The following is a 12,869-nucleotide window of genomic DNA, read 5'->3' as shown; positions in this document are numbered from 1 at the left end:
CCGATTTGTCTGCCAGCGCGCCTCAACGCATCGTCAAGATCCGCCGCGACTACAACACCTGGGTCGCCAATGAGACGCTGGAAGACTATGCGCTGCGCTTCACCCCGGTGTCGTTTCGCAAATGGTCGGAGTTCCGCGTTGCCAATACCGCTCTGGGCGCCGTGTCTTTCCTGGCGCTGGAAGCCATCGGCGGTGCGCTGGCGCTGAACTATGGCTTCATCAATGCCTTCTGGGCCATCGTTGCCGTGGCCCTGGTCACCTTTCTGACCGGTTTGCCGATTGCCTATTACGCGGCGCGCCACGGCCTGGACATGGATCTGCTGACGCGAGGAGCTGGCTTCGGCTATATCGGCTCGACCATTACCTCGCTGATCTACGCCTCCTTTACCTTTATCTTTTTTGCGCTGGAGGCGGCCATCATGGCGCTGGCCATCGAACTGGCCACCGGCTTGCCGCTGTCGATCGGCTATCTCCTGTGCGCCGTGGTCATCCTGCCCATGGTGGCCTATGGCATTACCTTCATCAGCCGGCTGCAGTCCTGGACGCAGCCGATATGGCTGGTGCTGCTGCTCTTGCCCTATGCCTTCATCGCCTTCCGTGATCCTGGGGCGTTGCAGGAGTTCCTGCGATTTCCGGGCTATGACGGCCGGGGCGGCAGCTTCAATCTGCTGATGTTCGGCTCGGCGGTGGCGGTGGCCGCCTCGCTGGTGACGCAGATCGGCGAACAGGTCGACTTTCTGCGCTTTCTGCCCGAACGCACGGCGGCCAACCGCAGACGCTGGTGGCTCGCCCTGATCTGCGCGGGTCCGGGCTGGATCCTGCCGGGCGCGGCCAAGATTCTGGGCGGCGCCTTTCTGGCCTGGCTGGCCCTGTCCCTGGGCGCGCCCGCCGACAAGGCAGGGGACCCCACCCACATGTATCTGGCGGCCTATACCTATGTCGTCAGCGATCCCGGTCTGGCGCTGGTTCTGGTGACGGCCTTTGTGGTGGTCTCGCAGGTCAAGATCAATGTGACCAATGCGTATGCCGGCTCGCTGGCCTGGTCCAACTTCTTTGCGCGCATCACGCACAGCCATCCGGGCCGGGTGGTGTGGCTGGTATTCAACGTGCTGATCGCCGTGGTGCTGATGGAAATGGGCGTGTTTGGCGCGTTGGAACACGTGCTGGCGGTGTTCTCGCACGTTGCGCTGGCCTGGATCGGGGCGTTGGTGGCGGACCTGGTGATCAACAAGCCGCTGGGTCTGTCGCCGAACCGGATCGAGTTTCGCCGCGCCTATCTGTATGACATCAACCCGGTCGGCGTGGGCAGCATGCTGATCGCCATGACACTGGGCTTGCTGGCCTTTGCCGGCGTGTTTCCGGGCACAGCAGGTGCGCTGGCGCAGGCGTTGTCGCCCTTTGTGGCATTGCTGGCGGCCTTTGTCTGCGCGCCGGTCATCGCCTGGCGCACGCGCGGTCGCTACAACCTGGCGCGCACGCCCGTCGATGTCGCGGGTTCGGATCACGTCTGCGTGATCTGCGCCAACCGTTTCGAGCAGCCCGATATGGCGCATTGTCCGGCCTATAACGGCGCCATCTGTTCCTTGTGCTGCACGCTGGATGCCCGCTGCCAGGATCGCTGCAAACAGCAGGGGCGCTTGAAGGATCAGGTGCAGGCGGTCCTGGGCCGGCTGCTGCCGGCGCGGGTTACGCCGCTGGTGCATAGCCGCCTGGGCCACTACCTCTTGATCGTGGCGGGGATGGGGACGCTGCTGGCCGGCATTCTGGGCCTGATCTACTACCAGGAGGTCGCCAGTCACATGCGGGCCGGCCTGGACCCCTCGGGTTTGCGGCCAACCTTCCTGAAGTTGTATGCCGCCTTGTTGCTGATCGGCGGCGTGGCGGCCTGGTGGCTGGTGCTGGCCCATGAAAGCCGGCGCGTGGCGCAAGAGGAATCGGATCGCCAGACCCACTTGCTGCTGCGCGAAATCGAGGCGCACAAACAGACTGACGCGCAGCTTCAACAGGCCAAGGAAGCCGCCGAAAGCGCCAATCTGGCCAAGAGCCGCTTCATGGGTGGCATGAGCCATGAATTGCGCGCGCCCTTGAACAGCATTCTGGGCTACGCGCAGATTCTGCTGCGCGACCCGGGCTTGCCACCCGCGCGGCGTGAGGCCATCGATGTAATTCATCGTAGCGGCAAGCATTTGATCGGCCTGATCGATGGCTTGCTGGACATCGCGCGCATCGAGGCGGGCAGGCTCAGGCTGGAGAACAGCGAACTGCGCCTGCCGGAATTTCTGGAGCAGATCGTGCAGATGTTCCGTCCACAGAGCACGCTCAAAGGGCTGACCTTCTGCTATGAAGCGGCGGAACTGCCATCCATTGTGCATATCGATGAAAAGCGGCTGCGGCAGATTCTGATCAACCTGTTGAGCAATGCGCTGAAGTTCACCTCGACAGGACTGGTGTCGATGCGCGTGAAATCGGCGGCGGACATGGTGCTGTTCGAAGTGGCGGACAGCGGCCGAGGCATACCGGCCGAGGACCTGGAGCGCATCTTCCTGCCTTTTGAGCGCAGCTGGGCGGCGGCCGAGCAGGCCGATTCCGGCACGGGCCTGGGCCTGACCATCTGCCGCATGCTGACCGGCATCATGGGCGGCGAGTTGACGGTGCGCAGCGCCGTCGGCCGCGGCAGCGTGTTCACGCTCAAGCTGTTCTTGCCGGAGGTGCGCTCGCCACGCAGCGATGCCCGGCCGTCGGGGCTGGTGGTGGGCTATCGCGGCGAGCGGCTGCGGATCCTGACAGTCGATGACCAGCCTTCGCAGCGGCGCCTGGTCTGCGACCTGCTGGAGCCGTTGGGCTTCGAGGTGCACGAAGCGCCGCATGGCGCGGCTTGCCTGGCCTGCGTGCATACGCTGCGGCCCGCCCTGATATTGATGGACGTCTCGATGCCGGAAATGACGGGATGGGAAGTCTTGCGGTGCTTGCGTGATGAAGGCGTGGCCGTGCCCATTGTGATGCTGTCGGCCAATATCCTGGGGCTGGATCCGAAAGACCCGGCGCAGCGCGGGCATAACGCGTTCATTGCCAAGCCCGTGATGTATGAGGATTTGCTGAGCCAGCTCGGCCGGTTGCTCAAGCTGGACTGGCAGGTGGCGCAGGTGGAGGCTGCGCGGCCCGCGGAGGATCTGCATCGAGTGGCGCTGGAGCGCGAAGATGCCGAGGCGCTGCTGGAACTGGGGGCCATGGGCTACATCAAGGGCATCCAGGCCAAGCTGGAAGAGATACAGGGCCGCCGAGCCGAAGCGCGAGAATTGACCGCGCATCTGCGCGCGCTGGCTGGCGAGTTTCAACTGAATGAATTCAATCAGGTGCTTAAACACCATGTGCAGCGTCACCATGCCCACGCCCGATAAGAACCTCGTCATGCTGGTCGATGACGCGCCGGACAACCTGAAAATGCTCTCCACCGCATTGGATGCGGCGGGTTATCAGGTGCTTGTGGCAATCGATGGCCAGTCGGCGATAGAACGCGTGGATTTCGTGGTCCCGGATATCGTGCTGCTCGATGCGGTGATGCCGGGGATGGATGGGTTCGAGACCTGCGCGCGCTTGAAAGCGCATCCGGCGGCGGGAGATGTCCCGGTGGTGTTCATGACGGGCCTGACCGAGCCCGAGCACGTATTGAAGGCGTTCCGAGTCGGCGGCGTCGATTACGTGACCAAGCCGTTGGACACCGACGTGGTGGTGGCCAGGCTGCGAACCCATTTGCGCAATGCGCGCAGCCTGACGGCGGCCTTCGATGCGATTGATGCGGCGGCGCGCGCAGTGGTGGCGCTCGACGCGCGCGGGCTGCCCATCTGGAAGACGGGCAAGGCTCGGATCTGGTTGGCGGCGTACTTTGGTTGCGCGGAGGATGCGACGGAGCTGCCGGCGCCCTTGGCAGAATGGGTGGCACGCAATCTGGCGGCCGGACCGGCGGCTGAACCCTTGGTGATGGTCAGCGCACGAGGGCGTTTGACCTTGAGTCTGTCGGCATCACGGCGCAGCGGCGAGACGTTGCTACTGTTGCAGGAGACGGCGCCGTTGGCAACGGCTTACGGTCTGACGCCGCGTGAGGCCGATGTTTTGCGCTGGCTGGCCAAGGGAAAAACAAATCGGGATATCGCCGAGATACTGGGCATGTCGCCACGAACGGTGAACAAACATCTGGAACACATCTACGTCAAACTGGGCGTGGAGACGCGCGCCGCGGCGGCGGCGCTGGCGGTGCGGCAGGGGGAGGCCTTTTAAAGCGCTTGGCGTTACCGCATCTCACGGAAATTCGACGTCGCCGCGAAAGATCGAACGTCCATGCAGCTCAGACAACTTGAGAAACCCGCCTGGCAAGATCCCCCTTGAGCAGCTCCGCCAACTGGATCAGACCATGCGTCAGGCGAGCTCGATCAATCGCCCCTCCCAACGACACACGAAGCGCCAAGGGACTGAACGACCCCGTGGAAAACGACGCCGAATCCGTGACACTCACGCCTTGTTCAAGCGCGGTTTGTATAAGCCGGTACAGATCGATATGGCCCGGCAACTGCAGCCAGAGGTGCAGCCCATTCGGGTCGGCCTGAATATCCCCCGGAAGGATCGATGCCGCGATAGCTTGCCGATGGTGCAGCTCACTCCTGACCTGCGCCATCCATTGAACCGCAGCGCCCGTCTCGATCCACGTCGATGCCATTTCCGTCATCCAGGGCGTGGGCATCAGCGCCAGCGAACGCAGGGCGTCAAGCACGGGCGTCAACGGCTCGCCGGCAGGTACGACCAGGTAAGCGGTTCGCAAGCCGGGCGCGATGCATTTCGATAGCGTCGACACGTAGTAAACGGGCGCCGACGCCGTGTTGGCAGCCAACGAATACATCGTGCTTGGCGGCCGCTCGGCCAACAGCCAGTACGGATCATCTTCAATGACGGGCAGCGCATACTTCTTTGCCACCTGCAGCAGCTCAGTTCGCCGCTCGGTGGACAGCGTCAGCGCGGTCGGGTTTTGAATCGTCGGATTCAAGTACAGCATTGCCGGGCGATGCTTTTGGCACACGCGCTCGAGGTCGGCGGGATCCATGCCGAATGCATCCGACTTCACCCCGACGGCCACCCGCTGCAGCAAGCGTGCGGCGGCCAGAAAGCCAGGGTAAGTCAGCACATCGCACGCAATCGCATCCCCGGCCTGGCTCCTGGCCAGAAGCAGGGCCGCAATGGCAGTTTGCGCGCCGGGGCAAACCACGATCCGATCCATGTCCGTGCTGCCCAGCACCGGCCGCAACCATTTCGCCCCGGCTGCACGATGTCGCGCGTCCCCCGCACCCACGTGATAGCTCATCAGATCCATCGCGCTTGCCGCGACCTGCGTCGCGCCACTGCCTTGCGCAAGCATGTCTGAAAACGCTGCGCTGCTGAGCAACGGCGGGATGTTCATCCCGAGATCGATCGTGCCGCCCGTTGCCGACCCGGAATAGGCCACGTAAGTCCCGCCCGCCCCCTGCGCCTCCAGAATCCCTTTCTGGCGAACTTCCGAGTAGGCCCGCGTGACGGTCGTGAGATCGACGCCCAATGCCTGGGCCAGCTCACGCTGCGTGGGCAGGCGGTCGCCGGGCCGAAGCACACCGTCCTCCACCGCGGTGACGATCTGCGTGGCGATTTGCTGATATCGGGAGCCCGCACCGGCAGTAAGGGGCCGCACCCACGACATGCTTGCTTTTTTCAGGCGACGCGAGAGAGCCATGTCTGATCTTCTTCCAGGGATTTTGGCCGCTTCCGCAGGTGGCAATCACCTACGGGCCGGGCAATTCAACTTCTTGTATGGATTTTGGCGGTAGAATTCGCAATCTTGTATGGATTTTAGCACTCGCTCCGCGTCCTCCTGACCCCGTTCAGCGTCCACGAGTAGCGATCAAGCTGCTGAAGCAGCGATTTGAGGCAATGATGAATTTCTGGGTTCCTTTAGTCTTCGGCATATTCAAACTCGGCGTGCTGGCCGTGTGCATGTTCCTCGCCATCAAGTCCCATCGAGAAGGCGCCAGAAAAGAGAAGGAGAAGAAGGAGCTGGAGCGCCTGGAAAGCCTCAAAGCGCTGGCTCAGGAACCTTGAGCACACCAGCCTCACCCTGAGAGGGATGCCCAGGATCGCATCCAGGCAAAAAAAATGCGGCTCGAGTGAGCCGCATTTGATATCAGGAAAACTTAGATTGGCTGTGGCGCGACGAAGTGAGACACCTTCGGCGGCGCATCGCCGATGTGGAAACCGCGCACTTCGGCCTGCTGGTCCGCGTCGGCATGGGTCACACGCTCATGCTGGCGCAGGTGCTCAAGCCACGACGTCACCAGGAAGTACTCAAGGTAGCGGCCAGGCTGCGCCGCGTCTTCGAAGATGCCCCATGCGTAGGCCCCATCGCGGCGGCGCTCGGCGCCGGCATGCTGCATGGCCTGCACGAAGTCCGCGCCGCGCGCCGGGTCGATCAGGTATTCCACCGTGATCATCACCGGACCGCGATCATGCGACACCTGCTGGTCGATCAGGGGTTCGGGCCAGTGCATCGACGGCGCAAGGTCCAGGTCGGCGCCAAGCTGCAGCTTGGCCTTGCGGGTCAGCAGCATCGCGATCACCGAGCCGGCGGCGGCGATCAGCATCGCGGCGGGAACGCCGGCATGCACTGCAGCTTGGCCCCAGATCATGCTGCCCGCGGACATCGAGCCGAAGAACACCGTCACGAAAATCGCCAGGCCACGGGCACGCACCCAGTCCGGCAGGGCAACCTGGGCGGACACGTTCAGCGAGGTCAGCACCATGATCCACGACGCGCCGGCCAGGAAGCTGAACGCACCGGCCACCACGGGATGCGGGATCACCGCAAACACCACCAGCGTGAGCGCCGTGCCCAGCGTGCCGGCCATGACGCTGCGGTCCGGACCCAGCTTCTTGCGCAGCGGCGGCAGCACCATCGCACCGATCACCGCACCGGCCCCGACGCAGCCCAGGATGATGCCGTAGAGCATGGCGCCACCCTGTAGCACCTGACGCACGATCACCGGCAGCAGCGCCCAGTAGGCGCTGGCAAACAGAAAGAACGCGACGGCACGGACCAGCGTCGATTTGAGCGGCTTGCTGTGCAGCGCAAAGCGCAGGCCGGCACGCATCGCATGAAACAGCTGCTCGCGCGGCAGACGCTTTTCGGCGGCAACCGGCGGCTTCCACCAGATCAGCGCCGCGACGACCACGATGAAGCTGACCGCGTTCACAAAAAACGGAATCGCCACGCCCAGGCTGGTGATCAGCACGCCGGCCAGCGCCGGGCCAATGGCGCGGCTGACGTTGATGCCCACGCTGTTCGTCGCGATGGCCTGCTGCAGCGACGGACGCGGCACGAGGCTGGGCACGATGGCCTGCCAAGCGGGCGCCGACAGCGCGGTGCCGATGCCCATCAGCAACGTAAAGCCCAGCAGCACCCACGGCGTCGTGAGGCCAAACCACACCACCAGGCCCAGCGCCAGGGCGATGAAGCCCATCGCGATCTGCACCATCAACAGCAGCTTGCGGCGGTCCATCGTGTCGGCCAACGCGCCGGCCAGGAGCGACAGCAGGAACACGGGCAACGCGCCCGCCGTCTGCACCAGCGCCACGAACATGGGCGAGGGCGACAACGACGTCATGAGCCATCCGGCGCCCACGTCATGCATCCAGGTTCCGATGTTGGACAGCACGGTGGCAACCCAGATCACGGAGAAGGCGGAGTAGGCGAAAGGCGAGGACGGCTGGGCGTCGGCGGGGCGGGTGTCGGCGGTCGTCATGGGAGGCTCCGGGGCTGCCGGTCGATACAAGAAAAAAAGCCCGCGGCATCGGCCGCGGGCCTGGGATTTAGCGAGCGATGACAGGCGCAGCGACGGGCGCGATAGCGTCGTGGGCGGTCTGCGTGCGCTGGCTGGCCTTGTGCACCATCGTGTAGGCATAGTCCACGCCCATGCCGTACGCGCCCGAGTGCTCCTTGACGATCTCCATCACGGCATCGTACGAATCGCGGCGGGCCCAGTCGCGCTGCCATTCCAGCAGCACTTGCTGCCACGTGACCGGCACGACGCCAGCCTGGATCATGCGTTGCATGGCCATGTCATGCGCTTCCTTCGACGTGCCGCCCGACGCGTCGGAGACCATGTAGATCTCGTACTCGCCTTCCAGCATGGCGCACAGCGCGAAGGTGGTGTTGCAGACCTCGGTCCACAGGCCGGCCACGATCACCTTCTTGCGGCCGTTGGCGGCGAGCTGGTCGCGCACCTTCTGGTCATCCCACGAGTTCATCGAGGTGCGTTCCAGCACTTTCTTTTCCGGGAAGACATCGAGCAGTTCGGGGTACGTGTATCCCGAGAACGATTCGGTTTCGACGGTGGTGATGATGGTCGGAATGTCGAACGCCTTGGCGCCCTTGGCCAGACCCACGACGTTGTTCTTCAGCGTCTGGCGATCGATCGACTGCACACCGAAGGCCATTTGCGGTTGATGATCGATGAAGATGATCTGGCTGTTTTCGGGGGTCAGCACTTCGAGCTTGGCGGTGGAGTTGGTCATGTCAGTGTCCTTGAAGAAGTAGGTTTGGGGTGTTGCTTGCAGCGCGTTGCTGCGATGAACAGAACTATATTCTTCGGGACAATCCGCCGGTAGATGGCTATTTTTGCCTTCATCGTTCTTTTTATGGAACGATGGATGTTTAAAAGAGATTAATCCCGAATGGCGCGTCCGCCAGATCAAGTCCTGCCAGATCGCGAGACGGCCCGCCCGCTTTCCGGGAGTTCGCGGCTGCGCACATGGGTGCCCCAATTGGGGCTTCCACTCCGACCGAATAGAAAAAGGACCGCACGAAAGCGGTCCTTTTCAGGATGACGGAGGATGTGAGAAATGAAGTCGGTCGCAGAATTCGGCACTTCGTCCCAATAGACATAATCTTTTTTGCTCTATAGGCTGGAGCACAGCTAGCGAACCATTCGAACCTGATCCAGCAACTGGGCGGGTCAGGCGTCACAGTTTCGTCGATAGGAGTTTCCCGTGCAGCTCTATCTTGAAACTAGTCATCCAGACTGTGCTGAAAACGCGCGGACGGCGCTGGGCTCCACAGACCTCGTAATAACACTGAATGCGGTCGACGAAGACGTCCTTAACTTCAATGGCATTCGCGAAGCTGTCTTTCTCTTTCTAGAGAATCAAAGCTGGGCAGCGGTTGGCGGAGCCGCCATGGGCGTCGTCGGCGCCGAAATCGTGAAAGATCTATACCGTAAGGTCAAATATCTTGCCGTATCCCTCTTTGAACGCTTCGAACCGCAGGATGAGCAATGCGGAATCGAGCTATACATCTCTCCAATAGGAAGACATAAAAAGGGCTTCGCTGACACTCCTGATGAGAGTGTGAGGTTCACATACTCAGGCCGGAAAGACGCTCGCAGCCACTACTACTTCAACGAAAAAGAAGTGGAAAACGCCTTCCTTATGTATGAAACCGTCGTCGCTCCTCTGATTTCGTATTGGAGACAGAACGCTTCGGTCGTTAGCATCACAGCACACGCCCAGATTGGCCCAGGCGAGGACGCTCCCCAATGGGATCTCCTCATCCTTGGAGAGACCAAACCCTTGGTTTACACGAGCATCAACATTAGGCGGTGACACCTAACTGGGCCGATCATAAGTTGCCAATGAAGTTCACCGCATCCTTGCTTTTCGAGTCTGCACTGATGAGGGCTGTGCCGTAAAACATCCGCTTTGAAGCACCAGCCGCGTCTAGCTCATCCGGTCGGCCGTACTTCAGGCCCCACCCCCTCCACCGCTTTTGATGCCCTTGTAAGGTCAATGGCACCACCAGATCGCAACGACATGGGTATCATCCGCAGTCCTGCCGCTCAGACCGGCTTCAGCACCCCGCCTCCGATCCCATGCAATGCCCTCGCTGCAATTGGCAGAACCCGGCCGCCAACAAGCTGTGCTTCAGCTGCAAAGCCGTACTACCGGTTACTGCCCAGGCGGCGCCCGCCCAGCGCCCCGGCCCGGGCGGCGACGCCCCCGTCTTTCCCAGCATCTGGGCCCGACTGGCCGCCACAGCGATTGATGCCGTCGTCATGGCGACCGCGATGGTCGGTCTGTCCATGGCCGCTTCATACACCTATCAGGGCCTCACGGGAGTGGACGGGCCCACGCTGCTGGCAATAGCCGGCGGGCTGCTGGGCTTGCTGCTGCCCGCCTTCATGGACGCCTGGGGCAATGGCTCCCCCGGCAAACGTCTCTTGAAGCAGCGGGTGGTGACGCGCAAGGGCAGCTCACCGGGACTGCTGCGCTCGATCTGGCGCCATATCCTGAAGTATTCGCTGAACCTGGCGTTACCCGGCATCTTCCACCACATACAGCAGGCGGTTTTTGGCGAGCGCGCCATGCACAACTCCCTCGCCGGCACTCATGTGGTGTCCAGCCAGGCCAATCCCCGGGCCGTGCTGCCCGCGCTGGCTCGGGTCCGCGCCGTCACGGGCGCCGGCCGTTTTCTGTTCATCGTGTTCGGCATGGTGGGGCTGGTCCTGGCCGGCATGGTGATCGCGGTCGTCGCCCTGGACAAGGATGACGCAGACAATCCGCTGCGCGCCGACGTCATACGCCTGGATCTCGTGTCGGATCCCGTGCGCCTGCTCGCGGAAAGCCACTATCAGCGCACCAAAACGTTTGCGCCCGACATGGCCGCGCTCGGCGTGACGCCTGAATCGCTGCGAACCAGCGGGTTCAGCAAGCTGGAGATGAATCCCGTCAACGGCGTGCTGCGCTTTACCATCGCGGGCGATCCGGGCACGGCGGATTCGCCGTCGCTGGGCGGCAAGCACCTGGTCTATCTGCCCGAGCTGAGGTCCGAAAAGAAGGGCGGCGGCGTGCGCCGATGGCAATGCGGCAGCGACGACATCCCGCGCGAAGACCGCCCCTACAGTTGCCGTCACGAAGCAGGCGCCCTGGCGCGCTAATCCGATCTTCCGAACAGAGAACCTTGCGCATGTCCAGCCTGATCGAATCCATTCACCGCGCCGATGACGGCGGCGACCTTGCCCAAATGCTTGCCTTGTGCGAACAAGGGCTGCGCGAACAGCCGGATCTCGCCGTCATGTGGGCACTGCGCGCCCGCTATCACGACCAGCGCCGCGCGTACGCACAGCGTGACGCAGACCTGGACCGCGCGTTGGCGCTTGATCTGCAATGCAGCGACGCCATTCGCTTGCGAGTCACCGCGCTCTACGACGCGGGCCAACAGCAGAACGCCTGGCGCCTCCTGCGCGAGGCCCTGACACGTGCGCCGTCGCACTTCGGATTGCTGATGGCCGAGGGCTATCTGTTGATCAACGACGGTCAACTGGACGACGCCATTGCAAGCTGGACCCGCGCCTCGCAAATACGCCCATTCGCCGCGGCGCCGCATTGCTACATCGGATCCAACCTGCATAACGCAGGCCGCTACCAGGACGCTTTGCCCTACCATCAGCGCGCCGTCGCGCTGGCGCCCAACAACGGTGGCTTTCTTTACGACGCCGGCAACAACTACCGCCGTCTCGGTGACCTGAACAACGCCATCGCGATGTTCGACCGCGCCCGCGCCATCCTGGGCGAGGAGAACGCGATCCAGCACAATCGCGCCTCGTGCCTCCAGGCGCTCGGACGCCATGAGGACGCGGTCGAGGAATGGACCAGCCTGCTGCGCCGCGAACCCGACTGGGACTGGCCCCTGGAGGGCAAGGCGCGCTCGCTGCATCGCCTGGGCCGAGGCGACGAGGCGGCGCCGCTATGGCGTCGCCTGGACGCGCTCTCGGACAGCGGCTGGGAAGGCCGCAAGGAGCAAGCCCGCGAGTATGTGCGCAGCGGCGACCCGGAGTTGGCTGAACAGGCATTGCAGGGCCTGGACCCGCTGTCCAGCGACGACGACCAGCTGCTGTTCGTCGCCGGCAATGCGCAGCGCGACCAGCGCCGCTGGGAGGCCGCGCTGACCTATTACCTGCGCGGCTACGAACTCGCGCCCGACAACGACTTCCTGCCCGGCAATGCAGCCGACATGCTGAACAGGCTGGAACGCCACGACGAAGCCTTGCCCTTGTCCGAGGTCGCGATCTCGCTGGATCCCGATTGGCTGAAGTGGCGCCGCGCACGCATCGAGGCGCTGACCCACTTGGGGCGCGCAACCGAGGCCGTGACCGACGCAGACCAGGCGATGGCGCGCTGGCCCGACAGCGGTCCCCTGCACGCCGAACGTGTCAATGCGCTGATCGCCGCCAGCCGGTATGAGGAGGCGCTTGCAGCTTGCGACCGCCTTATAGCGCTGGATCCCGACTACCGCAGCTGGGCGCTGTTCTCACGCGGAGAGATCTACGGCTACATGAAGCGGCATGCTGAATCGGCGCTGGCATTCCGCCAAGCATCCGCCTCGTACCAGCAGAACGGCAAGCCTCAGTTCCAGGAGCTGTCGATGCAGAATGCGCTGGCTGCCGAACAGGCCGCGGCCGCGCCACGTGGAATCCTCGGCCGACTGTTTGGCCGCAAATAGGTGTCGAGATTCATTGCTTCGCAGGTTGAATTCACGCGCCGCAAAGCTAAGAAATGAAATCCTAAAGGCAAGCGCCTGGGCGAAAAAAAGGGTCGCGGAACGCGACCCCCTCACGACTTAGCGGCAAAAAAAGATCAGCGACGATGAACGAACGTGGGGCGCGAAGGTTGAATGCTCGCGAAGTTCGAGTCGCCGAGCTGCCAAAAGCAAGAGCCGTCTGTCCCATGGGACAGACGACGTCAGGATGTCTCAATGTACCGATCCTGGAGGCAGTTAACTGGAGGGTGATGCCGCTCACGCT

The 12,869-nt window shown here is 63.1% G+C and carries 9 protein-coding genes; 6 read left to right on the top strand and 3 right to left on the bottom strand.

What is annotated here, in order from left to right:
* Positions 1-5 precede the first annotated feature (5 nt).
* Both AC6LJW_RS00705 and AC6LJW_RS00700 read left to right on the top strand, forming a co-directional pair.
* A complete protein-coding gene (locus AC6LJW_RS00705) occupies positions 6-3,398 on the top strand; it encodes a hybrid sensor histidine kinase/response regulator (protein WP_427987331.1) in 3,393 nt (1,130 codons plus the stop codon).
* Positions 3,382-4,275: a response regulator gene (locus AC6LJW_RS00700; protein ID WP_427987333.1), complete on the top strand. Its 894-nt coding sequence runs from the start codon at positions 3,382-3,384 to the stop codon at positions 4,273-4,275. The genes AC6LJW_RS00705 and AC6LJW_RS00700 overlap by 17 nt, the downstream gene beginning before the upstream one ends.
* A 67-nt stretch (positions 4,276-4,342) precedes the next feature.
* On the opposite strand, the gene AC6LJW_RS00695 is transcribed toward AC6LJW_RS00700, so the two are convergent.
* Positions 4,343-5,752 carry an aminotransferase-like domain-containing protein gene (locus AC6LJW_RS00695; protein WP_498086184.1) on the bottom strand — a complete coding sequence of 470 codons (1,410 nt, stop codon included), beginning with the start codon at positions 5,750-5,752 and terminating at the stop codon, positions 4,343-4,345.
* Positions 5,753-5,790: 38 nt separating this feature from the next.
* On the opposite strand from AC6LJW_RS00695, the gene AC6LJW_RS00690 reads away from it, so the two are divergent.
* A complete protein-coding gene (locus AC6LJW_RS00690; RefSeq protein ID WP_427987336.1) occupies positions 5,791-6,117 on the top strand; it encodes a hypothetical protein in 327 nt (108 codons plus the stop codon).
* Positions 6,118-6,209: 92 nt separating this feature from the next.
* On the opposite strand, the gene AC6LJW_RS00685 is transcribed toward AC6LJW_RS00690, so the two are convergent.
* Both AC6LJW_RS00685 and AC6LJW_RS00680 read right to left on the bottom strand, forming a co-directional pair.
* Positions 6,210-7,814 (bottom strand): MFS transporter, encoded by a 1,605-nt coding sequence (locus AC6LJW_RS00685; protein ID WP_498086183.1) that lies wholly within the window; start codon positions 7,812-7,814, stop codon positions 6,210-6,212.
* A 67-nt stretch (positions 7,815-7,881) separates the two neighbouring features.
* Positions 7,882-8,586: a hydrolase gene (locus AC6LJW_RS00680; RefSeq protein ID WP_498086182.1), complete on the bottom strand. Its 705-nt coding sequence runs from the start codon at positions 8,584-8,586 to the stop codon at positions 7,882-7,884.
* Positions 8,587-9,060: 474 nt separating this feature from the next.
* On the opposite strand from AC6LJW_RS00680, the gene AC6LJW_RS00675 reads away from it, so the two are divergent.
* The 3 genes from AC6LJW_RS00675 (at position 9,061) to AC6LJW_RS00665 (ending at position 12,568) form a co-directional block, all read left to right on the top strand.
* A complete protein-coding gene (locus AC6LJW_RS00675) occupies positions 9,061-9,672 on the top strand; it encodes a hypothetical protein (protein ID WP_498086181.1) in 612 nt (203 codons plus the stop codon).
* Positions 9,673-9,938: 266 nt separating this feature from the next.
* Positions 9,939-11,003 carry an RDD family protein gene (locus tag AC6LJW_RS00670; protein ID WP_498086179.1) on the top strand — a complete coding sequence of 355 codons (1,065 nt, stop codon included), beginning with the start codon at positions 9,939-9,941 and terminating at the stop codon, positions 11,001-11,003.
* 29 nt (positions 11,004-11,032) lie between these two features.
* Positions 11,033-12,568, top strand: a complete 1,536-nt coding sequence (locus tag AC6LJW_RS00665) for a tetratricopeptide repeat protein (RefSeq protein ID WP_498086178.1) — start codon at positions 11,033-11,035, stop codon at positions 12,566-12,568.
* Positions 12,569-12,869: the final 301 nt, after the last annotated feature.

The sequence above is a fragment of the Achromobacter sp. 1012554356 genome, from assembly GCF_059760815.1.
The sequence above is the reverse complement of the archived record's forward strand: the minus strand, read 5'-3'. Positions and strand labels throughout refer to the sequence as shown.